Genomic DNA, 26,168 nt, shown 5'->3' on the forward strand with positions numbered 1-26,168 from the left:
CTGCCATGTCATTCCCGCTCCTTACAGCGACGGCGGCGCTCCCGGCGATCGGTGCGATCGCCACCGCCGCCGTGCCGGCCGGCCGGCGCGCCGCCGCCAAGTGGCTGGCGCTGATCGTCTCGCTCGCCACGCTCGTGCTGGCGGCGGTCGTCGCCGTACGGTTCCAGCCCGGCGGCGACCGCTATCAGCTCACCGAATCCCATGCCTGGATCAAGGACTTCGGGGTGCGGTACGAGCTGGGCGTGGACGGTATCGGGGTGGCGCTGATCGCGCTGACCGCGGTGCTGATCCCGTTCATCATCCTGGCCGGCTGGCACGACGCCGATCCCCTGGAAGTGTCGGACAGCGACTCCGTCGCGGGGCAGTCCAGGCGCTGGCGGCCGACGCAGGGCTTCTTCGCCCTGATCCTGTCCGTCGAGGCGATGGTGATCCTCTCCTTCGAGGCCACCGACGTCTTCCTCTTCTACATCCTCTTCGAAGCCATGCTCATCCCGATGTACTTCCTCATCGGCGGCTTCGGAGACCGCGCCCACGCGGGCACCGACGAGAACGCGGCGGCCCAGCGCTCGTACGCCGCAGTGAAGTTCCTGCTCTACAACCTGGTCGGCGGACTGATCATGCTGGCCGCGGTCATCGGCCTCTATGTCGTCGCCGGGAACTTCTCGCTCCAGGAGATCACCGAGGCCCGGGCGAACGGTTCGCTGGACATGGCGACCACCACCGAGCGGCTGCTGTTCATCGGCTTCTTCTTCGCCTTCGCGGTGAAGGCGCCCCTGTGGCCGCTGCACACCTGGCTGCCCAACGCCATGGGCGAGGCGACCGCTCCGGTCGCCGTGCTGATCACCGCCGTCGTCGACAAGGTCGGCACCTTCGCGATGCTCCGCTTCTGCCTCGGGCTCTTCCCGGAGGCCTCGGAGTGGGCGACGCCGGTGATCCTTGTCCTGGCGCTGATCAGCATCGTGTACGGCGCGCTGCTCGCGGTCGGTCAGCGGGACATCAAGCGCCTGATCGCCTATGCGTCGATCTCGCACTTCGGCTTCATCATCATGGGCATCTTCGCGATGACGAGCCAGGGGCAGTCCGGCGCCACGCTCTACATGGTCAACCACGGGATCTCGACGGCCGCCCTGATGCTGGTGGCCGGCTTCCTGATCTCGCGGCGCGGCTCGCGGCTCATCGCCGACTACGGCGGTGTGCAGAAGGTCGCGCCGGTCCTCGCGGGCACCTTCCTCATCGGCGGTCTGGCGACCCTGTCGCTGCCGGGACTCGCGCCGTTCGTCAGTGAGTTCCTGGTCCTGGTCGGCACGTTCGCGCGCTATCCGGTGGTCGGCGTCATCGCGACCTTCGGCATCGTGCTCGCCGCGCTCTACACCCTGGTCCTCTACCAGCGGACGATGACCGGCCCGGTGAAGGCGGAGGTGCGGACCCTGCCGGATCTGCGGCTGCGCGAGCTGGTGGTGGTCACCCCGCTGATCGTGTTGCTGATCTTCCTCGGCGTCTATCCCAAGCCGCTGACGGACATCGTCAACCCGGCCGTGGAGTACACCATGTCCGACGTACAGAAGAAGGACCCCCAGCCCGAGGTGGAGGCGGCCAAGTGAGCACGACAGCTGTCCACAGCCTGTGGACAACGGCGGCCCAACCGCTGGACAAGATCCCGGCGCCGCACATCGAGTACGCGCAGCTCGCTCCCACGCTGATCGTGATCGGAGCGGCGGTCGTGGGGGTGCTGGTCGAGGCCCTCGTCCCGCGCAAGAGCCGCTACTACACGCAGGTGTTCCTGTCCGTCGTCGCGCTGGCCGCCGCGTTCGCCGCGGTGGTCGGCCTCGCCGCCGGCGGATACGGCACGACCAAGGCCCATATCGCGGCGATGGGCGCCGTCGCCGTCGACGGGCCCGCGTTGTTCCTGCAGGGCACAATCCTGCTGGCCTCACTGGTCGCGGTCTTCACCTTCGCCGAGCGGCGGCTCGACCCCGAGGCGCACGGCAACCGCGTGGACTCGTTCGCCGCGCAGGCCGCGTCCGTGCCGGGAAGCGACAGCGAGAAGGCCGCCGTCAAGGCCGGGTTCACCACCACCGAGGTGTTCCCGCTGGCCCTCTTCGCCGTCTCCGGCATGCTCATCTTCCCGGCGGCCAACGATCTGCTGACGCTGTTCGTCGCCCTCGAGGTCTTCTCGCTGCCGCTCTACCTCCTCTGCGCCCTGGCCCGCCGCAAGCGGCTCATGTCGCAGGAGGCCGCGGTGAAGTACTTCCTGCTCGGCGCGTTCTCGTCGGCGTTCCTGCTCTTCGGCATCGCCCTGTTGTACGGGTACGCGGGCTCCGTCTCGTACGCGAAGATCGCCGACGTCGTCGACGGCACCATCCAGACCATCGACCCGGCGCTCGCCTCCACGATGGGCAACGACGCGCTGCTGCTCATCGGCGGCGCGATGATCCTGATGGGGCTGCTCTTCAAGGTCGGCGCGGTGCCGTTCCACATGTGGACCCCGGACGTCTACCAGGGTGCGCCGACCCCGATCACCGGCTTCATGGCGGCGGCCACCAAGGTCGCGGCGTTCGGCGCGCTGCTCCGGTTGCTGTACGTGGTGCTGCCGGGCATGAGCTGGGACTGGCGGCCGGTGATGTGGGCCATCGCGATCGTCACGATGCTGGGCGGTGCGATCGTCGCGATCACCCAGACCGACATCAAGCGCCTGCTGGCGTACTCGTCGATCGCGCACGCCGGGTTCATCCTCGCCGGTGTCATCGCGGTCACCCCCGAGGGCGTCTCGTCCGTCCTCTTCTACCTGGCCGCGTACTCCTTCGTGACGATCGGCGCGTTCGCGGTCGTCACGCTCGTGCGGGACGCGGGCGGTGAGGCCACGCATCTGTCGAAGTGGGCCGGGCTCGGGCGGCGTTCACCGCTGGTGGCCGCGGTCTTCGCGGTGTTCCTGCTGGCCTTCGCCGGTATCCCGCTGACGTCGGGCTTCTCCGGGAAGTTCGCCGTGTTCAGTGCGGCGGCACAGGGCGGCGCCGGGGTGCTGGTCGTCGTGGGTGTGATCTCGTCCGCGATCGCCGCGTTCTTCTACATCCGGGTCATCGTGCTGATGTTCTTCAGCGAGCCCAAGCCGGAGGGGCCGACGGTCGCCGTGCCGTCGCTGCTGACGACGACGACGATCGCGGTCGGTGTCGCCGTCACGCTGGTGCTCGGTGTCGCACCGCAGTACTTCCTGGATCTGGCGGGCCAGGCGAGCGTGTTCGTGCGGTAGCCCGCGAGCGTGATCATGGCGAAGGCCCGGCATCTCCCCAGGGGGACGCCGGGCCTTCGGCTTCGGAGCCGTGGGCGCGGGCAGGGCCGGGCAGGGCCGGGCCGTCGGAAAAGGACTACGCTCGATCACGGGGAGGGCTGGAGGGTCAAGGGAGAACATCATGATCGACCAGTACCAGTACCCCGAGTACACCACCCCCTCGCAGGCCGAGGGCGAGGACACCGAATCGACCGAGGAACAGCACCCCGACGTCTCCCGGACGACCCCGTCGCAGGCGGAGGGCGAGCGTACGGCGGACGACGAGAGCTGACCGGCCCTGCCGGACGAGAGTCCTGACCGGCCCCGCCGGGTGATCCCGCGCGGACCCGGACTCCGGGTTCTACGGGAACACGTCAAGCTCTTCGGGTCCTGGCCGGGCGGCTCGCGACGCGTACGCACGCACATCCGCGTCCGGGTCGTGCACCGCCGAGGGGCCCGGCACCCGGTCCACGAGCTGCTCGCCGCGGAGCAGGTCGAGGGCTTGGCGAACCGTGTTGCGGCTGGCGCCGTAGTCACGGCCGATGCTGCCCTCGTGGGGCAGCGCGCCGTCCGGGAAGCCTCCCGCGATGATCTGGTGGCGCAGCAGATCGGCGAGCTGCCGGGCCTGGTCGGCACGCAGCCGGCGACGCCGGGCGGCGACGGTGGTCGCTCCCTGTCCGGCGTGTTCTCGGATGCGTTCGGCGGGCATGCGTCGGACCATACCGACGCACGCCCGCCGATGGTGTTGCGGCAGTGTTGCGCCACTACCCGGGACCCGGGGAACGGCTCTGACCTGCGCTTACGCCTCGGACCGGGGAAAGAGCTGCCACCCGGGCAGGCACTAGGGCGCGTTCCGGAGGACAGGGCACGGCCGACCAGACGCCAGGGCCGGTCGGAGGCTACGAGTGGCTGTGAACAGCACTTTCACAACAGGCCCTGCTGCCCCTCCCGGCGCACTAGTCCGCGGCGGGCACGACCCGGCCCGTCACCTCGCCGAGGCCGACCTTGACACCGTCCGGGCCGGGGGCCCACGCGGTCATCGTGACCTCGTCGCCGTCCTCCAGGAAGCTCCGCTTCCCGTACGGCAGCTCCAGCGGGTCGCGCCCGTTCCAGGTGAGTTCGAGGAGGGAACCGCGCTGGTGGACATCGGGGCCGCTGACCGTGCCGGAGCCGAAGAGGTCTCCGGTACGGAGGGAGGCGCCGTTGACCGTCATATGGGTGAGCTGCTGGGCGGCCGTCCAGTACATGGTGGCGAACGGCGGCTCGGAGACGATCTGTCCGTTGATCGCGACGGAGATACGGAGGTCGAGGCCGCCGGGCTCCTCCTCGCCGGAGTCGTCGAGGTAGGGGAGCAGGTCGAAGTCCCGGGCGGGCGGGGCGACACGGGCGGCGTCGAGGGCCTCGAGCGGGGTGACCCAGGCGGAGACGGACGTGGCGAACGACTTGCCGAGGAACGGGCCGAGCGGGACGTACTCCCAGGCCTGGATGTCACGCGCGGACCAGTCGTTGAGGAGCTGCAGCCCGAAGACGTGGTCGCGGAAGGCGGTCAGCGGCACGGGCTGCCCGAGCCTGGAGGGGGTGCCGACGACGAAGCCGACCTCCGCCTCGATGTCGAGCTTGACGGACGGGCCGAAGACGGGGGCCGGATCGGCAGGGGTCTTGCGCTGGCCGGAGGGCCGGACGACGTCCGTCCCCGATACGACGACCGTGCCGGAGCGGCCGTGGTAACCGATCGGCAGATGCTTCCAGTTGGGGGTGAGGGCGTCCCCGTCCGGCCGGAAGATGTGGCCGACGTTGGTGGCGTGGTGCTCGCTGGCGTAGAAGTCGACGTAGTCGGCGACCTCGTACGGCAGATGCAGGGTGACCGAGCCGAGCGGGTGCAGCAGCGGCTCGATGTCCTGACGGTGGGCGGGCACGGTCACCCACGCGGTGAGCGCGCGGCGCACGTCCCGCCAGGCAGTGCGGCCCGCCGCGAGGAGCGGGCCCAGGCTCGGCTGCGCGAGCAGCGCGGCGTACGGCGAGCCGAGCGTGTGGGCCGCGGCTCCGGCGTCGAGTACGTGGTCACCGATCCGGACGCCGAGCCGCCGCCGGCCGGGCTCGTCCGCGGTGGTGAACACGCCGTACGGAAGATTGTGCGGGCCGAAGGGATCGCCCTCGGCCAGATCGAGCGGGCTCTGCTCGGGCATCGGTGCTTGCCTCGCTTTCCACGTGTGTGGGGGACACGTTACGTGGGGGCGGGGCGCCGGCGGCAGTGGCGCCTGCCCGGTCGGGGGCCCTGCCCCGAACCCCCGCTCCTCAAACGCCGGAGTGGCTGATTCTCAGCCCGTTGGGGGTCCCCCAGGCGAAGCTCCGGGTGACATCGAGGGCACAGCCGAAGGCCGTACGGGGGTCGGAGCCGCACGCGCTCCCCAGGGCCTGTCCGGTGGATCAGGCTGGATCAGCGATCCACCGGACGGCCCTTAGGCCGTGTTTTAGCACTAGCGCCGTCCGCCCGTAGGGCGGGGCTCGCGGCGTCTGGTGCGTGCAGTCGCAAGGCGGTGGGGGCACCTCCCAGCGGTAGCTGGGGGAGATCATCCTCGTACTGGACGTACTTGGATGACTCCGACAACGCAGCGTGGGGGCACCTCCCGTGCCCGAAGGGCTACGGGGGAGTGCGTGCCAGGCGTCGCGTGCCAGGCGGGAGTTCTCAAACACGGCCTAGCCCGCAACCCTCGGGATCCGTTTCTCCCAGGTGTGGTGGAACACCACCTCGTCCCCGTGCCGGCACACCACCTCGTCGGAGGTGACGAAATGGGCCGCGTCGCAGGTGATTTCGGAGCGGGTCTCGATCCGTACGTCCCACGCCAGTTCAGGGCGGTGGAGGCGGATCTTCCAGTCCGATCGGGTGCGTGCGGACAGCGGGTCCCGTTCCTCGATCGAGTACGTGTCCAGGGCCTCCTCGGTGTACTCGAGACCGTCGGGGTGGACGCGGGTGCCGACGTGGCCGGGGTCGGCCTCCAGGCGCCATTCGCCCTTGGCGACGTCGCGGACGATCAGCCGCCCGGGGCGGGGCGGGTCGAGGGTCACGGGGGTGACGACGCCGAGCGGCGCGGAGTGTTCCGGGGCCTCGAAGGCGATCGCGTCGGAGGTGGGGGTTCGGACGGGGAGTTCGACGGACGAGCCCGCCGGGTCGAGGGTGAAGCCCGCGGACCCGGCCCGGGGCCAGATCCAGGGCCAGTACGCGGAGGACACGGCGAGCCGGATGCGGTGGCCGGGCGGAAAGGCGTGGCCGATGCCGTTCAGCTCGAAGGTGACGTCCTCCGTGGCGCCCGGCGGCCAGGCGTCGGCGCGGTCGCGGCCGTGGCGGGCGGAGAGGTTGAGGACGCCACGGGTGACGAGGGTCGAGCTGCCGTCCGGGGCCACGTCGCAGAGGCGGGCGACGGCCTGGCCGAAGGGGACGTCCATGCGCAGCCGCAGCGTCACCCGGGGCCGTCCCAGGATTTCCGTCCGGTCGTCGACCGCGAACTCGAAGCTCGCCGACTTGGCGTCCTCGTCGCGCTGGTCGGGCGGCAGGTCGGCGTCGTTGCCGGAAGGGACGAAGCGCCCGGCGTCGAGTCCCGTGTGCTGGGGGGAGTCGACGGTCACCGGCGGCCCCCGGAAGGCGTACTCCACCGGGGTGATGTGCGCGGACGGCCACGCGTCGTCGGCGACCCAGCGGCCGGGCAGCTCGTCGTACGTCGTCGCGGGCGGATGGGACTCGCTGATCCAGGCGCGGAGCAGCGGCTCGGCCATGACGCTGGTGTCGCCCGCGCTGGTGTCGCCTGCGCCGGTGTCGCCCGCGCGGGTGTCGCCCGAGCCGTGGGCGCTGGCGGGATCGGCCTTCAGCCAGTGGTCCCACCAGCGCAGGGTCTCCTGGAGGAAGCCGATCGCCGGGCCCGGCGGCAGCCCCTGGTCCGGGTACTGGTGCGCCCAGGGCCCGATCAGCCCCCGTACCCGCGACGGGTCGAGGTGCTCGACGAGCCGCAGGACCGTGTCCCGGTACGGGTCGTGCCAGCCGCCCACCGCGAGCACCGCGGCCCGGATCGCGCCGTAGTCCTCGCAGACGCTGCCGTGCCTCCAGTGGTCGTCGCGGGTCTGGTGGTGCAGCCAGGTGTGGACGAAGGGCTGCACGGCTTCCAGCCGGTTCACCCACATCTCGCGCCAGCCTTCGCCCGCGAACAGCGGATCGGGCGGCCGGACGGTGAAGGCGAGGAGGGCCGCGGCCCAGGCCTGCATGTCCATGGCGACCACCGAGCCGCCCAGGTAGTGCACGTCGTTGTCGTAGCGGTCGTCGGTCGAGCAGACCGTGACGACGGCCTTCAGTGGCTCGGGGGCGAGCGCCGCGATCTGCAGGGCGTTGATCCCGCCCCAGGAGACCCCGAACATGCCGACGCGCCCGTTGCACCACGGCTGCGCGGCGAGCCATTCGACGACGGCGGCCCCGTCGGCCAGCTCGGTGGCGGAGTACTCGTCGCCGGGCAGGCCCTCGCTGTTGCCGTGGCCGCGCACGTCGACCCGTACGGAGGCGTAGCCGTGGCCCGCGTACCAAGGGTGGCGCTGCCGGTCCCAGGGCGCGGTCCAGTCGGTCAGCCGGTAAGGGAGGTATTCGAGGAGGGCCGGTACGGGCTCGTCCGTGACCGGCCGCCAGACGCGTGCGTAGAGCCTCGTCGAGTCGGCCATGGGGATACGGATGTCCTCGTGGCGGGTCTCGTACGGGAACTCGGTGCGGATCTTCATGGCGCGGACCTCGGTGGACGGTCGTCTTCGGCCCGGGGCTGCTCGCCGTTCGCTTCGAGTTCGGTCGCAGTTCCGGACGAATGTTGCAGTACTGGTCGTATCGGCTGATCAAGAACATACCGGGGGTGGCGGGAAGGCGCCCATGGTGATCGAAAGGCGACCGGATACGCTGACTTGAGTGATGGCAGCGACACATCGACAATCCGTGTGATCGTCAGCAGACAGGAGTACCTCTCGTGACCGTCGTGGGGCCGTTCGGGCTGAGCGTGCGGGACCAGGCTCTTGAGGCCGATGTCCAGACCGGATTGGCGGCTGTCGAGGCGGGGCTGCTCGATGCCACCAAGAGTGAGGTGCCCTTCATCACGGAGGCCGCGCAGCATCTCGTGCGTGCAGGGGGCAAGCGCTTCAGGCCGCTGCTGGTGATGCTCGCGGCACAGTTCGGTGACCCGTACGCGCCGGGTGTCGTGCCCTCGGCCGTCGTCGTCGAGCTGACGCATCTGGCGACGCTGTACCACGACGACGTGATGGACGAGGCCGATGTGCGCCGCGGGGTGGCCAGCGCCAATGCCCGCTGGGGCAACTCGGTGGCCGTCCTGACCGGCGACTTCCTCTTCGCCCGGGCCTCGCACATCCTGGCCGACCTGGGCCCCGAGGCCGTACGCATCCAGGCCGAGGCCTTCGAGCGGCTGGTCACCGGCCAGATCCTGGAGACCGCCGGCCCGCGCGACGGCCGTGACCCCGTCGAGCACTACCTCGATGTCATCGCGGGCAAGACCGGCTCGCTGATCGCCGTCTCCGGGCGCTTCGGAGCCATGATGTCGGGCGCCGACGAGGGCGTCACCGACATCCTCACCCAGTACGGGGAGCGGCTCGGCGTCGCCTTCCAGCTCGCCGACGACGTCCTCGACATCGCCTCCGACTCGCGCGAGTCCGGCAAGACCCCGGGCACCGATCTGCGCGAGGGCATCCCCACACTGCCGGTGCTCCGGCTGAGGGAGCAGGCCGCCGCGCACGGCCGGCCGGAGGACCTGGAGCTGGTCGAGCTGCTCGCCGGCGATCTGACGGACGACACCCGGCACGCTGAGGCGCTGGCCAGGCTGCGGGTCCACCCTGCTCTGGAGCAGGCGAGGCGGGACACCGTGCGGTACGCGGAGGAGGCGCGGGCCATGCTGGCGCCGCTGCCCGAGTGCTTTGCGAAGGCCGCGCTGGAGGAGCTCTGCGACGCGGTGGTGCACCGCGCCGGCTGAGCCGTGACGGGGCGTCCCCTACTGGTCGGGTGAGGCGAACGGGTCCTCGGGTCATACCGGAGCAGTACGCGGAGTTGATCCCGAGGGCTGACGCTTCTACCCGCCCGATTTGGTCAGATGGAGACAACCACTCCTCACCAGCTTGACCAATACGGGTGAGAATGGCGGCGCGGGGTGGACTCGTGCACTGGACGGACGACGCCGCCGATCACGGAGGTAGGGCACACCATGGCACCGAACGACAACGCACGGACCACCGAAGGGGCCGGGGACCTCGCCGTCGGCCGCCGCAAGGCGGCGCGGTACATCGTCCCGGTCGCGGTGGCGGGAGTTGCCGCGGCGACCATCGGGCTCGTCCCGGCGCTCGCCGCGGCCGGCGACCCCGATCTGCCGAAGATCACGGCACAGGAACTCATCGAGAAAATCGCCAAGTCGGATGTGCAGCAGCTGTCCGGCACCGTGAAGATCAGCACCGACCTGGGCATTCCGTCGCTGGGCGGGCTCGCGGGCGACATGGCGAGCAGCTTCGCACCCGAGGGTGGGAAGGGCGGCGAGGCCGGCTCGTCCGCGTCGCCCGACGCCAAGCTGATGGAGCTGGTGTCCGGCACGCACATGCTGCGGGTCGCGACCGACGGTCCGGACAAGCAGAAGCTGTCGATCCTCGACGACGCGGCGGAGTACAGCCTCATCCACAACGGGGCCGACGTCTGGGCGTACGACAGCAAGTCCAACGAGGTCTTCCACGGCAAGGACGACGGCAAGGGCGCGGACAGGGCCGACGGCACGGAGCACGAGGCTCCGGGTGAGCTGCCCAGCACACCGAAGGACCTCGCCGACGAGGCGCTGAAGGCCGTGGACGACACGACCTCGGTGACCGTCGACGGCACGGCCCGGATCGCCGGCCGCGACGCGTACCAGCTGCTCATCAAGCCCAAGCAGAGCGGCTCGACCATCGGTTCGATCAGGATCGCGGTCGACGCCGAGAAGGGCGTGCCGCTGAAGTTCACGCTGCTGCCGAGCAGCGGCGGCAAGGCGGTGGTCGACGCGGGCTTCACCAAGGTCGACTTCTCCAAGCCCGCCGCGTCGACGTTCGACTTCAGCCCGCCGAAGGGCGCGAAGGTCAAGGAGGCCCCCAAGGCTCCCGAGGGCCTCGAGGGCCTGGAGGGCATGGAGGACTTCAAGGGGCTGAACGTCATCGGCGAGGGCTGGACCACGATCGCCGAGCTCACCGCCCCCGGCGGCGAGAGCATCACCGCCCCCAGGTCCGGCGATGCCCCGCCGGAGGCCGAGAAGTTCCTGGACGCCCTCGGCGACCAGGTCAAGGGCGACTTCGGCACCGGCACGGTCTTCAAGACCCGCCTGGTCAACGCCCTGATGACGGACGACGGCAAGGTCTACGTCGGCGCGGTCACCCAGGACGCGCTGATCAAGGCGGCGAACGAGGCGAAGTAGCCGGCCCCTTCCGGCCGAGGCTGCGGCGGGGATTCCGCCGTGGCCTCGGCGGACCGGTTTCACCATGAGGGAACGCATGACCGAAGCCACTGTCATCGAGACGCGAGGGCTCACCAAGCGCTACCGGGGCGGGCATCTCGCCGTCGACCGGCTGGATCTCGCCGTGCCCGCCGGCAGCGTCTTCGGGTTCCTCGGGCCCAACGGCTCGGGCAAGACCACCACCATCCGGATGCTGATGGGGCTCATCGCGCCCACCTCCGGCACCGCCACCGTCCTCGGCGCCCCCATGCCCCGCGCCTCCCGCACGGTCCTGCCGAAGGTGGGCGCGCTGATCGAAGGGCCCGCGCTGTACGGGTACTTGAGCGGCCGGGACAACCTCGTACGGTTCGACTCGGCCGACCCGGCCGCCGACCCCCGTACCCGCCGGGCCAGGGTCGCCGCCGCGCTCGACCGGGTCGGGCTCGGCGCCGCAGCCTCGCGCAAGGCGAAGGCGTACTCGCTCGGCATGAAGCAGCGCCTCGGGCTGGCGGCCGCTCTGCTCCAGCCGCGCAGTCTGCTCGTGCTGGACGAGCCGACGAACGGCCTGGACCCGCAGGGCATGCGCGAGATCCGCGCGCTGATCAGGGAGCTCGCGACGGACGGCACCACCGTCTTCCTCTCCTCCCACCTCCTCGACGAGATCGAGCAGGTGTGCACACACGCCGCCGTCATGAACCGGGGCACCCTCATCGCCCAGGGCCGCGTCGCCGAACTCGCCGCGCAGACCCGGGGCCGCCTCTCCGTCACCACCCCCGACCCGGCCGACGCCGCCCGGGTGCTGAAGGAACTCGGGGTCACCGATCTCACCGTCACCGAGGACCGGGTGACCGGGGATCCGCCGGCCGGAGCCGAGCCGGCGGACATCAACGCGGCCCTGGTGCGCGCGGACGTCCGGGTACGGGCCTTCGGCCAGGAACGGGCGTCCCTGGAGGACGCGTTCGTGGCCATGACCGGGGAGGGCTTCGATGTCGCGGGCTGAAACGACGGCGCACGCCGGATCGGAGGGGACCTCGCAGGCCGGACCGGAGGGGTCGTCGGGGGCCGGAACGCCCGCACCCCGCCTCCTCTGGTCCCTCGGGCTCTTCCGCTCCGAGCTGGTCACGACCTTCCGCCGCTGGCGCACCGTCGCGCTGCTCGGCGTCCTCGCCGCCGTCCCCGTACTCATCGGTGTCGCCATCAGGATCGAGACGAGCGACCGCGGCCCGGTGGGCGACGGCAGCGGTCAGGGCCCGGCGTTCTTCACCCAGATCACCAACAACGGCCTGTTCCTCGTCTTCGCCGCGCTCGCCGCGACCCTCCCTGTCTTCCTGCCCATGGCGGTCGGCGTGGTCGCGGGCGACGCGATCGCCGGCGAGGCGAACAGCGGAACCCTGCGCTATCTGCTCGTCGCCCCGGCCGGGCGGACCCGGCTGCTGTTCGCCAAGTACGCGGCCACGCTGGCCTTCTGCCTGGCCGCCACGCTCGCCGTGGCCGCCTCGGCCCTCGCCGTGGGGGCGTTGCTCTTCCCGGTCGGCGAGGTCACCACCATCTCCGGGACCCGGATCTCCTTCGCGGACGGCCTGCTCCGCGCGCTGCTGATCGCACTGCTCGTCGCCGCGTCCCTGACGGGGCTCGCGGCGCTCGGACTGTTCGTCTCGACACTCACCGGCAGTGGAGTCGCGGCGATGGCGACGACCGTCGGGCTGGTGATCACGGTGCAGATCCTGGACACGATCCCGCAGCTCGACGTGGTCCACCCCTATCTGTTCCCGCACTACTGGCTGTCCTTCGCGGACGTCCTGCGCGAACCGATCCTCTGGGACGACGTACTGCGGAACCTGGGCCTGCAGGGTGTGTACGCGGCGGTGTTCGGCTCCGCGGCGTGGGCGCGGTTCTCGGCGAAGGACATCACGGCCTGAGGCGCCTCCCGGGGTGCCCCGATAAACGCAACTGCATGCGTATGCAGTTGTGCATACGCATGCAGTCTGTGGGGGGTGGGCCGGAGGGGGAGGCTCAGAAAGTGAGCCTCCAGCTGTCGATGTAGCCGGTGTCCAGGGCCGCCACGTCCTGCACCCTGAGCTTCCAGGCGCCGTTGGCGACCTCACTCGACGCGTTCACGGTGTACGTCGCGATGACGTTGTCCGCCGAGTCGCTTCCGCTGGAGTTCTTCAGCCGGTAGGCCGTGCCGTCGGGCGCCAGCAGATCGACGACCAGGTCGCCGCGCCAGGTGTGCTTGATGTCGACGCTCGCCTTGAGAGTCGCGGGCGCGTTCCCCGTACGGCCGGTCACGTTGACCGACGATGTCACCGCGGCACCGTTGTCCGGTATCGCGACATCAGTGGTGCTCTCGTAGACATCGCCGGGCGGGACGGTCGTCCCGGCGGACAGCGTCCATATGGCGTGCGCTATCGCGTCGCTGTTCCGGTCGAGCGCGGTGTCGTCGATGTTCGACGTCGAATCGCAGGACGAGTGGTAGCAGCGGTCGAAGGCCTGCCCGGCCGTGCCGCCCCACTTCTGGGCCTGCGCACTCGACTTCGTACGGCTGGCGCCGGTGAACAGGCCGCCCACCGGTATCCCGACGTTCTTGAACGAGGCGTGGTCCGAGCGGCCGTCGCCCTCGGTCTCGATCTCCGTCGGCACACCGAGCCGGGCGAAGTGGTCCTTGAGGGTCTGCTCGATCGTCGGGTCGTCGTCGTAGACGAAGTAGCCCGGGTTCGGCGACCCGATCATGTCGAAGTTGAGATAGCCGGAGATCTTCGAACGGTCCGCGGACGGAAGGTTGTTGACGTAGTACTTCGACCCGACGAGGCCCAGTTCCTCCGCGCCCCACCAGGCGAAACGGAGGTGCTTCGCCGGCTGCAGCTGGGCGCGGGAGACGGCGAGGGCGGTCTCCAGGACGCCTGCGGAACCCGAGCCGTTGTCGTTGATGCCCGGTCCGGAACTGACCGAGTCGAGATGGGCGCCGGCCATCAGCACCTGGTTCGCGTCACCGCCCGGCCAGTCGGCTATCAGGTTGTAGCCGGTGGCGCCGGAGGAGGTGAACTGCTGCAGGGTGGTGGTGAATCCGGCCGCGTCGAGCTTGGCCTTCACATAGTCGATCGAGGCCTTGTAGCCGGTCCGGCCGTGTGCGCGGTTGCCGCCGTTGGCGGTCGCGATCGACTGGAGCTGGGAGAGGTGGCCCTTGACGTTGGCCAGCGGGATGTCGGGCGCGGCGAGCGCCGCCGGGGAAGGGGCGGCGCTCGGTGCGGCGTTCGCTGCCGTGGCGGCCGGTACGGCCGCGGTGAGCAGCCCGGCGAGGGCGAGTGCCGCGGTTGCGGCAGTGCGTCTGTGCGCGGAGTGGGTCATGTGGGGGCTCCGGATTCCGTACGGGGACAGGACGGAACGTGCGAGACCCCCTGAGACGACGGAATCCCAGGAGGCTGGAGCTGTGCGGGTGCGGCGTGTGTGCTGAATGTTCAGCGAGATGTTGACTGACCGTCAAGGGCAGAAACCGGTCAGTCGGGTTCGATAGCCGGACATCGCGGAACGGTCAACGCCGCACGGCGTTTTGAGTACGCATCGTCTCCCCGGGCCCGGGCCCGGGCCCGGGCGCGGGCACGCTGGCTCCATGCCGGCGTGCGGTTGCATGGACCTCGGCCGGATCGCGTGGACCCTGGCCGAGCGGGGCGAGGTCGGGATCCTGCTCGGTCTCATGCGACTCGCCGATCCGGCCCGATCCACCGGACATGCCCTGCCAGGGGCCCTCCCGGCAAGCGTCGCCCTGTCGCGCCGCCCGGCACGCACTCCCCCGTAGCCCTTCGGGCACGGGAGGTGCCCCCACGCTGCGTTTCGGGATCGTCCAAGTACGCCCAAGTACGAGGACGACCTCCCCCAACCTCCGGCCGGGGGTACCCCCACCGCCTTGCATCTGCACGCACCGGACGCCGCGAAGCCCGCCCTCCGGGCGGACGGCGGCAGACAGGACTTACTCGTCTAGTGCACGCAGAACTCGTTGCCCTCGGGGTCCTGCATGACGCACCACTCGCCCCCGGGCTCCTTCACCTGGTGGAGCACCGTCGCGCCCAGTTGCTCCAGCCGGGCGATCTGCGCGTCGCGCAGCCCGGGGCCGGGGTGCAGGTCGAGATGGAGGCGGTTCTTGCCCGTCTTCGCCTCCGGCACCCGCTGGAACAGCAGCCGCCTGCCCAGGCCGGTGCCCGTGTCCTTGTCGTACGGATCGTCCGGATGCCGGACGGCGGCCAGATCCCGCCATGCGCGGCGGTCGTGCCAGTCGGTGGTCGCGGATTCCGGTGCGGCTCCCATGCCGAGCAGTCGCTCGATGAAGGCGCTGTTGTCCTCCGTCACGTAGCCGAGGGCCTCGGCCCAGAAGTCGGCCTGGGCGAGCGGGTCGGTCGCGTCGATCACGAGTTTCCAGTGCATCGTCATGGCAACCAGTTATAGTGGTTACATGAACAGCGGCGCAATGGACTCAACGGGACTCGTGCTCCACACCCCGGAGGGGCGGTCGTACCGCTTCGACCCGGGCGCGCTCTGCCTGGAGCTGCTGACCACCGGCGGCCCGGGCGCCCTTGCGCGCTACGAGGTGCTGGACGAACCGGAGGGCCTGGTGCGCTGGGCGGAGGCGAGCCGGCTCGCCCCGGGTCTGCCGCTCACTGTGACCGCCGCGGAGGCCGCCGCGGCGCGCGCTCTCCGCGACGCCCTGTGGGGACTGACGCGGGCCCGCGCCCACGGCCGGGCGGCCGGCCCGGCCGATGTGGCGGTGCTGAACGACGCGGCGGCCGCGCCCGCGCTGGTCGCCCGCCTCGCCCCGGACGCCACCCACGCGTGGGCTCCCGGCGCGACCGGCACCCAGCTCGTGTCGACCGTCGCGCGCGATGCCATCGACCTCTTCACCGGCCCGTACGCCGACCGGATCCGCGAATGCGGCGCCCACGACTGCGGCCTGCTCTTCGTGGACACCTCCCGGCCGGGACGCCGCCGCTGGTGCGCGATGGAACGCTGCGGCAACCGTCACAAGGTCCGGACCCACCGGGCCCGCCATACAGGCCATACAGCCCGCCATGCAGGCCATACAGAAGGAGACAAGTGATGCCCACGGGACTGACTCGGGACGCCGGCTGGCAGATCGGCGTGTCCAGAACGCTGCCTCTGCCGCCCTCCGCCGTCTGGGACTTCATCGCGAGCGACGAGGGCATTGCTCTCTGGCTCGGCGCGCGTGGCGGGCTGCCGCACGAGAAGGGTGCGCCCTACGAGACGGCGTCCGGCGTCACCGGTGAGATCCGCAGCTACCGGCCCGGCGACCGCATCCGGCTCACCCACGGCGGTACGACCGTCCAGGTCGCGGTCTCCCCCGCCGGCGACGGCACCCGCACGGTGCTCCGCTTCCACCAGGAACACCTCGCCGACGCAGCGGAACGCGAACAGCGGCGCGCGCACTGGCAGTCGGTGATGGCGTCCGTCACCACGGCGCTGGGCGAGGCCTGAACGACCCCTGCGCGTCTCGTGGGTGCCGGTGTGGGTCTGACCCTGGTGATCACCGGGAGGCAGTGATCACCGGGAACGAGCGAGAGCCGCGGTCAGGCGGCGGGTTCGGGGCTCTTCACGGCGCCCGGAACTCCGGTCGCCCGCGCCTCGGCCAGGCGGAGCGCCTCCGCCTTGTTGCGACGGGCGGTGTGCAGGGCGTCCCAGGTGAGGACGGTCAGGGCGAGCCAGACCAGGGAGAAGCCCGCCCAGCGCTCGGGAGGCATGGCCTCGTGGAAGTACACGACGCCCAGCAGGAACTGGAAGAGCGGCGCCAGGTACTGCAACAGTCCCAGCGTCGAGAGGGGCACCCGGATCGCCGCGGCGCCGAAGCAGACCAGCGGCACGGCGGTGACGATCCCGGTCGCCGCGAGCAGTGCCGCATGCCCGGCGCCGTGCGCACCGAAGTCGGCCGAGCCCTGCGAACCCAGCCACAGCAGATAGGCGAGCGCGGGCAGGAACTGCACCGCCGTCTCGGCCGCCAGCGATTCGAGGCCCCCGATGTTGGTCTTCTTCTTGATCAGCCCGTAGACCGCGAACGAGAACGCCAGGACCAGTGAGATCCACGGCGGCCGCCCGTACCCGACCGCCAGCACCAGCACCGCGGCGAAGCCGATGCCGACCGCCGCCCACTGCGCCGGCCGCAGCCGCTCCTTCAGCAGCAGCACGCCCATCGCGATGGTGACCAGCGGATTGATGAAGTAGCCGAGCGAGGCCTCCACCACCTGGCCGGCGTTGACGGCCCAGATGTAGAGACCCCAGTTGACGGTGATGACCGCCGCGGCGACCGAGATCAGGCCGAGCTTGCGCGGCTCGCGCAGCAACTCCCGTACCCAGCCCCAGCGGCGCAGCGCCAGCAGGGCGACGGCGACGACGGCCAGCGACCACACCATGCGGTGGGCGAGGATCTCGACGGCGCCGGCCGGCTTCAGCAACGGCCAGAAGAGCGGGACCAGGCCCCACATGCCGTAGGCGCCGATCCCGTAAAGCAGTCCTGCCCGCTGCTCGCTGTCCTTCACTGAGCCTCCCCTGTCCTGCCCTGCGCCGCGCTGTCCTCGTCGAAGGTAGCGCCGCGCAGGGCAGGCTGTCATGTCCGTATCGCGATACGGTCATGACGCTCCGATCAGCGGCGCGCGAGGGCCTCGGCGACCGTGTCGGCCAGCGGCGTCGTGGGCCGCCCGATGAGTCGCGCCAGGTCGCCGCTCGTACGGGCGAGCAGCCCGCGCTCGATGGCGTGGTCCACGTCGACGAGGATCGCGGCGAAGGCCTCCGGCACACCCGCGCCGGTCAGGATCTGCTGGTGCGCCTCGGCGGGCACGTTGTTGTACGCGATGTCCTCGCCGGACTGCCGGGCGACCTCGGCCGCGTACTCGGCGAGCGACCAGGCGGTGTCGCCGCTGAGCTCGTAGGCCCGGCCGAGGTGGCCCTCGCCGGTCAGTACGGCGGCCGCGGCGGCGGCGTAGTCGGCGCGGGCGGCGGAGGCGACCCGGCCCTCGCCCGCGTTGGCGACGACGGCGCCGTGCTCCAGCACCGGCGCCAGGTTGCCGGTGTAGTTCTCGGTGTACCAGCCGTTGCGCAGGAAGGTGTAGGGCAGGCCGGAGTCGAGGACGGCCTGCTCGGTGGCCTTGTGCTCGTCGGCGAGTGTGAAGTCGGCGTCGGGGCCGCCGAGGACGCCGGTGTACGCGAGCTGGGCGACGCCCGCCTCCTTCGCGGCCGCGATGACCGCCGTGTGCTGCGGCACCCGCCTGCCGACCTCGCTGCCGGAGATCAGCAGCACCCGGTCGCCGGCCCGGAACGCTCCGGCGAGCGTCTCCGGCGCGCTGTAGTCGGCGACCCGCACGGCGACGCCGCGCTCGGCCAGGTCGGCGGCCTTCTCCTTGTTCCGTACGACCGCGGCGATGGTTCCGGCGGGGACGCCGGTGGCGAGGAGGTGCTCGATGACAAGGCGGCCGAGCTGTCCGGTGGCTCCGGTGACGACGATGCTCATGGGGGGATTTCTCCGTTTCGTAGGGGCTCCGGCACCGACCCTACGGTGAGCGCTAACTCTGCGAAAGTACCCACTTTGAAGTAAGGTACTGGTGTGAGCGTAAGCAGGAAGCCCGATGTCAACGACACGATGTGCCCGTCCCGCATCGTCCTGGAGCACGTCACCAGCCGCTGGGGCGTCCTGATCCTCGCCGCCCTGCTGGAGCGTTCGTACCGCTTCAGCGAGCTGCGCCGAGCCGTCGGCGGCGTCAGCGAGAAGATGCTGGCCCAGACGCTGCAGACCCTGGAGCGCGACGGCTTCGTCCACCGCGACGCCAAGCCCGTCATCCCGCCGCGCGTGGACTACTCCCTCACCGCACTCGGCAAGGAGGCCGCCGACCAGGTGTGGGCGCTGGCGCGCTGGACCGAGCGGCGCGTCGAGGACGTGGAGCGGGCGCGCGCCGCATACGACGAGGCCCGGACCTCCTGAGAGGAGGTCCGGGCCTCGTGGTACCTCACGGCACCGTGCGGGACTGGCAGGTCAGCCGACGACGGTCCAGGTGTCGTTGCCGGTGAGCAGTGCGCTCAGGTCGCCCTTGCCGTTCTGTTCGATGGCGGCGTCGAGCTGGTCGGACATCTGGACGTCGTAGACCGGGCGGTCGGTGCTGCGGAACACACCGATGGGCGTGTGGCGCAGGGTGTCCGGGTCGGCGAGCCGGGACAGCGCGAACGCGGTGGTGGGGCTGGCGCTGTGGGTGTCATGGACGAGGATCTGCGACTCGTTCTCGGGGGTGACGGTGACGGCCTTGAGGTCGCCGGTGGCCGGGTCGCGGAGCACGCCCTTGGCGTTGTCGGTGCCGAAGCGGATCGGCTGCCCGTGCTCCAGCCGGATCACGGCCTCCTCGGCCTGCTGCTTGTCCTTGAGGGCATCGAAGGCGCCGTCGTTGAAGATGTTGCAGTTCTGGTAGATCTCCACCAGCGCCGTGCCCGGGTGGTCGGCCGCCGCGCGCAGCACCTCGGTGAGGTGCTTGCGGTCGGAGTCGATGGTGCGGGCGACGAAGGACGCCTCCGCGCCGATGGCCAGGGAGACCGGGTTGAAGGGGGCGTCGAGGGAGCCCATCGGCGTCGACTTCGTGATCTTGCCGACTTCGGACGTGGGGCTGTACTGGCCCTTGGTCAGTCCGTAGATCCGGTTGTTGAAGAGCAGGATCTTGAGGTTGACGTTGCGGCGCAGGGCGTGGATGAGGTGGTTGCCGCCGATGGACAGCGCGTCGCCGTCGCCCGTGACGACCCAGACGGACAGGTCGCGGCGGGAGGAGGCGAGTCCGGTCGCGATCGCCGGGGCGCGGCCGTGGATGGAGTGCATCCCGTAGGTGTTCATGTAGTACGGGAAGCGGGAGGAGCAGCCGATGCCGGAGACGAAGACGATGTTCTCCTTCGCCAGGCCGAGCTCGGGCATGAAGCCCTGCACGGCGGCGAGGATCGCGTAGTCACCGCAGCCGGGGCACCATCGGACCTCCTGGTCCGACTTGAAGTCCTTCATCGACTGCTTGGCCTCGGCCTTCGGAACCAGGGACAGCAAAGAGGACGCTGTCTCAGTCATTGATGGCCTCCTTGAGAGCCGTGGCGAGCTGCTCGGCCTTGAACGGCATGCCGTTGACCTGGTTGTAGGAGTGGGCGTCGACCAGATACTTCGCGCGGATCAGGGTGGCGAGCTGGCCGAGGTTCATCTCCGGCACCACTACCTTCTCGTAACGCTCCAGGACCTCTCCCAGATTCCGGGGGAAGGGGTTGAGATGGCGCAGATGGGCCTGCGCGATGGGGAGACCGGCGATCCGCAGCCGGCGGACGGCGGCGGTGATCGGCCCGTACGTGGATCCCCAGCCCAGGACCAGGGTCTTCGCGTCGTCGGGGTCGTCGACCGTCAGATCCGGCACCTCGATGCCGTCGATCTTGGCCTGGCGGGTGCGGACCATGAGGTCGTGGTTGGCCGGGTCGTAGGAGATGTTCCCGGTGCCGTCCTGCTTCTCGATGCCGCCGATGCGGTGTTCCAGGCCGGGGGTGCCGGGCACGGCCCAGGGCCGTGCCAGGGTGTGGGGGTCGCGCTTGTACGGCCAGAAGACCTCGGTGCCGTCGTCCAGGGTGTGGTTGGGTCCGGTCGCGAACTGGATGCGCAGATCGGGCAGTTCGTCGACATCGGGGATCCGCCACGGTTCCGAGCCGTTGGCCAGGTAGCCGTCGGACAGCAGGAACACCGGGGTGCGGTAGGTGAGCGCGATACGGGCTGCGTCCAGGGCCGCGTCGAAGCAGTCCGCCGGGGTCCTGGGGGCCACGACGGGGACCGGGGCCTCACCGTTGCGGCCGTACATGGCCTGCAGCAGATCGGCCTGCTCGGTCTTGGTCGGCAGTCCGGTGGAGGGACCGCCGCGCTGGATGTCCACGACCAGCAGCGGCAGCTCCAGGGAGACCGCCAGCCCGATCGTCTCGCTCTTGAGCGCGACGCCGGGGCCGGAGGTGGTGGTGACCGCGAGCGAGCCGCCGAACGCGGCGCCCAGCGCGGCGCCGATGCCGGCGATCTCGTCCTCCGCCTGGAAGGTGCGCACCCCGAAGTTCTTGTGCTTCGACAGTTCGTGAAGGATGTCGGAGGCCGGGGTGATCGGGTACGAGCCGAGGTAGAGGGGCAGGTCGGCCTGCTGGGACGCGGCGATCAGCCCGTAGGACAGCGCCAGGTTTCCGGAGATGTTGCGGTAGGTGCCCGGCGGGAAGGCGGCGGTCGCGGGGGCGACCTCGTAGGAGACGGCGAAGTCCTCGGTGGTCTCGCCGAAGTTCCAGCCGGCCCTGAAGGCGGCCACGTTCGCCTCGGCGATGGCGGGCTTCTTCGCGAACTTGGCCCGCAGGAACTTCTCGGTGCCTTCGGTGGGCCGGTGGTACATCCACGACAGCAGGCCGAGCGCGAACATGTTCTTCGAGCGTTCGGCTTCCTTGCGGGAGAGCCCGAGGTCCTTGAGCGCCTCGATCGTGAGGGTCGTCAGGGGTACGGGGTGGACGTTGTAGCCGTCGAGCGAGCCGTCCTCGAGCGGACTGGTGTCGTAGCCGACCTTGGCCATGGCGCGCTTGGCGAATTCGTCGGTGTTCACGATGATCTCGCCGCCGCGCGGGACATCGCCGATGTTGGCCTTGAGCGCGGCAGGATTCATCGCCACCAGCACGTTCGGCGCGTCGCCGGGGGTGAGGATGTCGTGGTCGGCGAAGTGCAGCTGGAAGCTGGAGACACCGGGCAGGGTGCCGGCGGGGGCGCGGATCTCGGCCGGGAAGTTCGGCAGCGTGGACAGGTCATTGCCGAAAGACGCCGTCTCCGACGTGAAACGGTCACCTGTCAGCTGCATACCGTCACCGGAATCACCCGCGAACCGAATGATCACCCGGTCGAGGTGGCGTACCTCTTTCGTGCCGGGAGGCTGCCGCGGCCCCCCGACGAGAGCCTCGCCGCCCTCGTCTGCCTCGTCTGCGTGCTCGGCTGGGCTACTGACCTGGCTGGTCACTGAACTGGACCTCCTTCGAGGCGGCTGGGCTGCGGCCGGCTCACCGGTCGCTCCAAGGTCAACCCTACGTCGGTAAGGGTCGCCTTCCCGGTACCGCTCATATACTGGACGTCAATTTGAGACGCCCCTGTGCCCTGGTATGCCATGTTCTGTTCGCCCCCCCCGGGTCCTTCTCTTGAAGACGCCCCCGCCTATCCTGTGGTTCTCACCGAAACTGACTCTGACACAGTGTCAGGCAACTATGAGTTGAGATAGGTCAGCACGGCCAGTACACGCCGGTGATCGCCGTCGCTCGGGGACAATCCGAGCTTCAGGAAGATGTTGCTGACGTGCTTCTCCACCGCGCCGTCGCTCACCACCAGCTGCTTCGCGATCGCCGAGTTCGTGCGGCCCTCCGCCATCAGACCCAGGACCTCCCGCTCGCGCGGCGTCAGCCCGGTCAGGACGTCCTGCTTACGGCTCCGCCCCAGCAGCTGCGCCACCACCTCCGGGTCCAGCGCGGTGCCGCCCCGGGCGACCCTGACGACGGCGTCCACGAATTCGCGCACCTCGGCGACGCGGTCCTTCAGCAGATAGCCCACGCCGCGGCTGCTCCCGGCGAGCAGCTCGGTGGCGTACTGCTCCTCCACGTACTGCGACAGCACGAGCACGCCGATCCCGGGGTGATCGCGGCGCAGCCGTACCGCCGCGCGTACGCCCTCGTCGGTGTGGGTGGGCGGCATCCGCACGTCGGCGACCACGACGTCGGGCAGTGACTGCTGCGCGGCGAGATCGTCGACGGTCTTGATCAGCGCGTCGGCGTCGCCGACGCCCGCGACCACGTCGTGCCCGCGATCGGTCAGCAGCCGGGTGAGGCCCTCCCGCAGCAACACGGAATCCTCGGCGATGACCACCCGCACCCTGTCCTCCACGACCTTGTATCCCCCTACGTCGATGCGCGCGTCGGAAGGGCGACGCGCCTGCGTGCTCCAGCATCGCAGCATTGCGGGGTGCGTGCGGTGAGGTTGGGGAGGGGGCCAGGGGTGTGCCGGGGCTGCCGTTCTGCGGGGTGCGGACCCCGCGGCCCCTCCCGCAGCCCCTGGTCCATAGGCGTCCGCACTCGGCAACCGGGCTCTGGCGCGGAGCCGATCCGATACCCGGGGTGTACCGGGATGTACCGGGGTGTACCCGGGTGGGGAGCCACGCCCCGCTCACCCCCGCCAGGGCAGCTCCGCCGTCACCGTCGTCGGCCCGCCCGCCGGTGAGTCGACCACGAGGATCCCGTCGACCGCGTCGAGCCGCTCGGTCAGCCCGGCCAGCCCGCTGCCGGCGGATACCTCCGCCCCGCCCCGCCCGTCGTCGGAGACCTGAAGCATCAGCCGGTCCTCCGTACGCCACACATCCACCGACGCCCGACCCGCCTGCGCATGCTTGCTCACGTTCTGGAGCAGTTCGGAGACCGTGAAGTACGCGATGCCCTCGATCGCCGGGGCCGGCCGCGCGGGCAGGTCGACCTCCACCCGGACCGGCACCGTGCAGCGGGAGGCCACGGCGGACAGCGCGGCGTCCAGGCCGCGGTCGGTGAGGACGGCCGGATGGATGCCGCGCGCCAGATCCCGGAGTTCCTGGAGCGCCGTCTTCACCTCTCCGTGCGCCTCCTCCACCATCCGTGCCGCCGCCCGCGGATCCTCGGCCAGCTTCTCCTTGGCCAGCCCCAGGTCCATGGCGAGGTTGACCAGCCGGGCCTGGGCGCCGTCGTGCAGATTGCGCTCGATGCGCCGCAGGTCCGCGGCCGCCGTGTCCACGACGACGCCGCGGTCCGACTCCAGCTCCACGACGCGGCCCTCCAGCCGGGAGGGCCCGAGCAGCCCCATCACGAGCAGCCGGTCCACCGTGGCCAGCCCGCGGATGATCCACGGCGTGATCAGGACGAGCAGCAGCCCGATCGTGCTGGTCAGGGCCAGCTCGAAGGGCGAGTCGAGGTAGAAGCTGTGCGTTCTGTCGTCGTAGAGCTGGAGCCCGTCGATGCCGGCGTACACCGGGAACACCCACTGCCACAGCGGGTACGTGAGACAGGCCCAGCCGTACGCCCAGAAGGTCAGCGAGACGCAGAACGCGAACACCGCCCACGGCATGTGCACCATCGCGTACAGCAGATGCCGCCAGGACACCCCGCTCTTCAGCATCGCGCCCATCCAGGACATCGGCCCGTGCCGCTCGGGCCGGACCGGTGCGGGGTCGGCGATGTCCAGCCCCAGCAGCCCTCGCGCCCGGCTCCGCTCCAGCGCGCCGAAGCCGCGGCACATGGCGAGGGCTCCGGCGAGGACCGGGATGCCGAGGAAGGTGACCACCAGGCCGGCACCGGTCGCCGTCAGCGTCACGGCGAGCGAGAAGAAGACGATGCTGAGCGGCAGGTTCAGCATGAGGTAGCCGAACTCTCGCCAGGTGCGGCCTTCGAACGGCGCGCGCAGTGCCGGGGGAAGGAAGTGGGCCCGGTGCTCCGGTTCGTATGCCGTGGCCATCGTCGTGGTCGTCCGTTCTGCTCGGCGGCGGGTGCTGGGTGCTGGGTGCTGGGTGCTGAGTGCTGAGTGCTGCGTACCGTGCCTTTGCTGTTCATCGCGGTACTCCCTCAAGACTGCTGACCGCGCCGCCGGCACACCATGAGGCCGGTATCCCTCTTGGCCCGGGGGTTTTCCCTACCTGGCCGGAGACGTGAGGCCGCCGACCCGTTATGGGGACGCCGCCCCTACCGGGTACCGGGACCGCTCTGCCGCCTACCTGGTACCGGGAGGCTCCCCGCCTCCTACCTGGTACCGGGACCGATCTGCCTCCTACCTGGTACCGGGACCGATCTGCCTCCTACCTGGTACCGGGACGGCTCTCTGCCTCCTACCTGGTACCGGGACGGCTCTCTGCCTCCTACCTGGTACCGGGACGGCTCTCTGCCTCCTACCTGGTACCGGGACGGCTCTCCGCCTCCTACCTGGTACCGGGACGGCTCTCCGCCTCCTACCTGGTACCGGGACGGCTCCCCGCCCTCGCCGCGGCGCCGCTGCCGGCCGGCATCCGGTCGCGCCACGGCAGCTCCGCCGTGACGACCGTGGGGCCGCCGCGCGGTGAGTCGACGACGAAGAGGCCGTCGACCGCGCCGAGCCGCTCCGCGAGCCCGGCCATGCCGGTGCCGCCGGAGGGCGAGGCGCCGCCGTTGCCGTCGTCCCGTACCTGGATCAGCAGGCGGTCGTCGCGCCGCCACACCTCGACGGACGCCGTGCGGGCACCGCTGTGCTTGCTCACGTTCTGGAGCAGTTCGGAGACCGTGAAGTACGCGATGCCCTCGATCGCCTCGGCCGGCCGGGCCGGCAGATCGACCGCGACCTGCACGGGCACCGTGCAGCGGGAGGCGACGGAGGAGAGCGCGGCGTCCAGGCCGCGGTCGGTGAGGACGGCCGGGTGGATGCCGCGTGCCAGGTCCCGCAGTTCCTGCAGGGCGAGCTTCACCTCGTCGTGCGCCTCGTCGACCATGGCCGCGACGGTTTCGTCGGCCTGGCCCTCCAGCAGCTTCTCCTTGGCCAGACCGAGCCCCATGGCGAGGTTGACCAGCCGGGCCTGGGCGCCGTCGTGCAGGTCGCGCTCGATGCGCCGCAGGTCCGCGGCCGCCGTGTCCACGACGACGCCGCGGTCCGACTCCAGTTCGGCGATCCGCCGCTCCAGTTCGTCGGAGGGCGACAGCAGCCCGCGGACCATCGCCCGGTCGGCGTTGGCCATGCCCCGCACGATGTACGGCAGCACCGGCCAGAGCACGAACAGCCCCACCAGTGTCACGGTGAAGGCCAGGACACCCCACGGCAGCCGGATGAACGCGTACAGCGCGGACCGCCAGGCCACGGGGTCCTTGAGCCCGGTCCACAGCGAGGAGAAGAAGCCGCCACCGCGGGGGCGCGGCAGCGGGCTCGGCTCGTCCACCCGTACGCCCAGCAGCTTGCGCGCCCGCGCCCGCTCCGACCTGCCGAGCAGCCGTGAACCGGCCAGCCCGCCCGCCAGCAGGGGCAGACCGACGACCGTCACCGACAGCCCTGCGCCGATCGCGACCATGGCCACCGTGTAGACGAACCCGGCAATCGCGATCGGCAGGTCGGAGAGGAGATGCGCGATCTCCTTCCAGGTGTGCCGGTCGTACGCGAAGCGGGCGGGCGGCGGACCGTCGTGGTCGTCCACGTGGTCGTCCACCTGGTCCAGGGGACCGTTCATGGGGTCGTTCACGGGGTCGTCCACGGCGTCCACGGGGACATCCATGAGGCCGTCGACGGGGTCGTCCATGGGGTCGTCCATGGTGCTGCTGGTCGGGGTCATACGGCACAGCCTGCCCGGTCGTATCCGCGCACGCCATGGGGTACATGGGTGGGGGCGGAGTGGGGATATCCCCACCGT

General features: G+C 70.6%; 22 protein-coding genes and 1 pseudogene. 11 read left to right on the forward strand and 12 right to left on the reverse strand.

The window, feature by feature from the left end; all coding sequences use genetic code 11:
- The first annotated feature begins 5 nt into the window (after nucleotides 1-5).
- From ACZ6ZQ_RS16950 to ACZ6ZQ_RS16960, 3 genes are all read left to right on the forward strand, one after another.
- A complete protein-coding gene (locus tag ACZ6ZQ_RS16950) occupies nucleotides 6-1,601 on the forward strand; it encodes an NADH-quinone oxidoreductase subunit M (protein ID WP_469769308.1) in 1,596 nt (531 codons plus the stop codon).
- Nucleotides 1,598-3,247 (forward strand): NADH-quinone oxidoreductase subunit NuoN, encoded by a 1,650-nt coding sequence (gene nuoN / locus ACZ6ZQ_RS16955; RefSeq protein ID WP_469769309.1) that lies wholly within the window; start codon nucleotides 1,598-1,600, stop codon nucleotides 3,245-3,247. Before ACZ6ZQ_RS16950 ends, nuoN begins: the two co-directional genes overlap by 4 nt.
- Nucleotides 3,248-3,407: 160 nt before the next feature.
- Complete coding sequence (locus ACZ6ZQ_RS16960; protein ID WP_469769310.1) at nucleotides 3,408-3,557, forward strand: hypothetical protein; 150 nt, start codon at nucleotides 3,408-3,410, stop codon at nucleotides 3,555-3,557.
- Nucleotides 3,558-3,707: 150 nt separating this feature from the next.
- Here ACZ6ZQ_RS16960 and ACZ6ZQ_RS16965 read toward each other — a convergent pair.
- The 3 genes and pseudogenes from ACZ6ZQ_RS16965 to ACZ6ZQ_RS16975 form a co-directional block, all read right to left on the reverse strand.
- Nucleotides 3,708-3,986: pseudogene (locus ACZ6ZQ_RS16965) on the reverse strand (GntR family transcriptional regulator); the annotation flags it as partial.
- A gap of 235 nt (nucleotides 3,987-4,221) precedes the next feature.
- Nucleotides 4,222-5,451 (reverse strand): fumarylacetoacetase, encoded by a 1,230-nt coding sequence (gene fahA / locus ACZ6ZQ_RS16970; RefSeq protein ID WP_469769311.1) that lies wholly within the window; start codon nucleotides 5,449-5,451, stop codon nucleotides 4,222-4,224.
- A 511-nt stretch (nucleotides 5,452-5,962) separates the two neighbouring features.
- Nucleotides 5,963-8,020 (reverse strand): CocE/NonD family hydrolase, encoded by a 2,058-nt coding sequence (locus ACZ6ZQ_RS16975; protein ID WP_469769312.1) that lies wholly within the window; start codon nucleotides 8,018-8,020, stop codon nucleotides 5,963-5,965.
- Between the two features lie 236 nt (nucleotides 8,021-8,256).
- Here ACZ6ZQ_RS16975 and ACZ6ZQ_RS16980 point away from each other — a divergent pair, with 236 nt between their 5' ends.
- The 4 genes from ACZ6ZQ_RS16980 to ACZ6ZQ_RS16995 all read left to right on the forward strand — a co-directional run bounded on the left by ACZ6ZQ_RS16980 (nucleotide 8,257) and on the right by ACZ6ZQ_RS16995 (nucleotide 12,656).
- Nucleotides 8,257-9,267 (forward strand): polyprenyl synthetase family protein, encoded by a 1,011-nt coding sequence (locus tag ACZ6ZQ_RS16980; RefSeq protein WP_469769313.1) that lies wholly within the window; start codon nucleotides 8,257-8,259, stop codon nucleotides 9,265-9,267.
- Nucleotides 9,268-9,495: 228 nt separating this feature from the next.
- Complete coding sequence (locus ACZ6ZQ_RS16985; protein ID WP_469769314.1) at nucleotides 9,496-10,719, forward strand: LolA family protein; 1,224 nt, start codon at nucleotides 9,496-9,498, stop codon at nucleotides 10,717-10,719.
- Nucleotides 10,720-10,795: 76 nt separating this feature from the next.
- Complete coding sequence (locus tag ACZ6ZQ_RS16990) at nucleotides 10,796-11,737, forward strand: ABC transporter ATP-binding protein (RefSeq protein ID WP_469769315.1); 942 nt, start codon at nucleotides 10,796-10,798, stop codon at nucleotides 11,735-11,737.
- On the forward strand, nucleotides 11,724-12,656 hold the full coding sequence (locus tag ACZ6ZQ_RS16995; protein ID WP_469769316.1) for an ABC transporter permease: 933 nt from the start codon (nucleotides 11,724-11,726) through the stop codon (nucleotides 12,654-12,656). Before ACZ6ZQ_RS16990 ends, ACZ6ZQ_RS16995 begins: the two co-directional genes overlap by 14 nt.
- A 94-nt stretch (nucleotides 12,657-12,750) precedes the next feature.
- Here the strand turns inward: ACZ6ZQ_RS16995 and ACZ6ZQ_RS17000 are convergent, their stop codons facing one another.
- Nucleotides 12,751-14,082 carry a M28 family metallopeptidase gene (locus ACZ6ZQ_RS17000; protein ID WP_469769317.1) on the reverse strand — a complete coding sequence of 444 codons (1,332 nt, stop codon included), beginning with the start codon at nucleotides 14,080-14,082 and terminating at the stop codon, nucleotides 12,751-12,753.
- A gap of 262 nt (nucleotides 14,083-14,344) precedes the next feature.
- On the opposite strand from ACZ6ZQ_RS17000, the gene ACZ6ZQ_RS17005 reads away from it, so the two are divergent.
- On the forward strand, nucleotides 14,345-14,530 hold the full coding sequence (locus tag ACZ6ZQ_RS17005; protein ID WP_469769318.1) for a hypothetical protein: 186 nt from the start codon (nucleotides 14,345-14,347) through the stop codon (nucleotides 14,528-14,530).
- A gap of 179 nt (nucleotides 14,531-14,709) precedes the next feature.
- Here ACZ6ZQ_RS17005 and ACZ6ZQ_RS17010 read toward each other — a convergent pair whose 3' ends face one another.
- Nucleotides 14,710-15,159, reverse strand: coding sequence for a VOC family protein (locus ACZ6ZQ_RS17010; RefSeq protein ID WP_469769319.1), 450 nt, complete (start codon nucleotides 15,157-15,159; stop codon nucleotides 14,710-14,712).
- Nucleotides 15,160-15,181: 22 nt separating this feature from the next.
- On the opposite strand from ACZ6ZQ_RS17010, the gene ACZ6ZQ_RS17015 reads away from it, so the two are divergent.
- The gene (locus tag ACZ6ZQ_RS17015) at nucleotides 15,182-15,823 is read left to right on the forward strand and encodes a CGNR zinc finger domain-containing protein (RefSeq protein ID WP_469769320.1); all 642 of its coding nucleotides are present in this window, start codon (nucleotides 15,182-15,184) and stop codon (nucleotides 15,821-15,823) included.
- Nucleotides 15,823-16,218 (forward strand): SRPBCC family protein, encoded by a 396-nt coding sequence (locus tag ACZ6ZQ_RS17020; RefSeq protein ID WP_469769321.1) that lies wholly within the window; start codon nucleotides 15,823-15,825, stop codon nucleotides 16,216-16,218. The genes ACZ6ZQ_RS17015 and ACZ6ZQ_RS17020 overlap by 1 nt, the downstream gene beginning before the upstream one ends.
- A 92-nt stretch (nucleotides 16,219-16,310) precedes the next feature.
- Here ACZ6ZQ_RS17020 and rarD read toward each other — a convergent pair whose 3' ends face one another.
- Nucleotides 16,311-17,219, reverse strand: coding sequence for an EamA family transporter RarD (gene rarD, locus ACZ6ZQ_RS17025; RefSeq protein WP_469769420.1), 909 nt, complete (start codon nucleotides 17,217-17,219; stop codon nucleotides 16,311-16,313).
- 158 nt (nucleotides 17,220-17,377) lie between these two features.
- Nucleotides 17,378-18,241, reverse strand: coding sequence for an SDR family oxidoreductase (locus ACZ6ZQ_RS17030; RefSeq protein ID WP_469769322.1), 864 nt, complete (start codon nucleotides 18,239-18,241; stop codon nucleotides 17,378-17,380).
- Between the two features lie 129 nt (nucleotides 18,242-18,370).
- Here ACZ6ZQ_RS17030 and ACZ6ZQ_RS17035 point away from each other — a divergent pair, with 129 nt between their 5' ends.
- Nucleotides 18,371-18,709, forward strand: a complete 339-nt coding sequence (locus tag ACZ6ZQ_RS17035; protein ID WP_453664649.1) for a winged helix-turn-helix transcriptional regulator — start codon at nucleotides 18,371-18,373, stop codon at nucleotides 18,707-18,709.
- Nucleotides 18,710-18,760: 51 nt separating this feature from the next.
- Here the strand turns inward: ACZ6ZQ_RS17035 and ACZ6ZQ_RS17040 are convergent, their stop codons facing one another.
- The 5 genes from ACZ6ZQ_RS17040 to ACZ6ZQ_RS17060 form a co-directional block, all read right to left on the reverse strand.
- Nucleotides 18,761-19,822: a 2-oxoacid:ferredoxin oxidoreductase subunit beta gene (locus tag ACZ6ZQ_RS17040; protein WP_469769323.1), complete on the reverse strand. Its 1,062-nt coding sequence runs from the start codon at nucleotides 19,820-19,822 to the stop codon at nucleotides 18,761-18,763.
- On the reverse strand, nucleotides 19,815-21,761 hold the full coding sequence (locus ACZ6ZQ_RS17045; protein ID WP_469769324.1) for a 2-oxoacid:acceptor oxidoreductase subunit alpha: 1,947 nt from the start codon (nucleotides 21,759-21,761) through the stop codon (nucleotides 19,815-19,817). The genes ACZ6ZQ_RS17040 and ACZ6ZQ_RS17045 overlap by 8 nt, the downstream gene beginning before the upstream one ends.
- Before the next feature lie 239 nt (nucleotides 21,762-22,000).
- The gene (locus tag ACZ6ZQ_RS17050; RefSeq protein WP_469769421.1) at nucleotides 22,001-22,660 is read right to left on the reverse strand and encodes a LuxR C-terminal-related transcriptional regulator; all 660 of its coding nucleotides are present in this window, start codon (nucleotides 22,658-22,660) and stop codon (nucleotides 22,001-22,003) included.
- A gap of 291 nt (nucleotides 22,661-22,951) precedes the next feature.
- Nucleotides 22,952-24,262 (reverse strand): sensor histidine kinase, encoded by a 1,311-nt coding sequence (locus ACZ6ZQ_RS17055; RefSeq protein ID WP_469769325.1) that lies wholly within the window; start codon nucleotides 24,260-24,262, stop codon nucleotides 22,952-22,954.
- A 487-nt stretch (nucleotides 24,263-24,749) separates the two neighbouring features.
- Nucleotides 24,750-25,988: a sensor histidine kinase gene (locus ACZ6ZQ_RS17060; RefSeq protein WP_469769422.1), complete on the reverse strand. Its 1,239-nt coding sequence runs from the start codon at nucleotides 25,986-25,988 to the stop codon at nucleotides 24,750-24,752.
- Nucleotides 25,989-26,168 lie beyond the last annotated feature (180 nt).

The organism is Streptomyces sp. NPDC053673 (assembly GCF_055585225.1).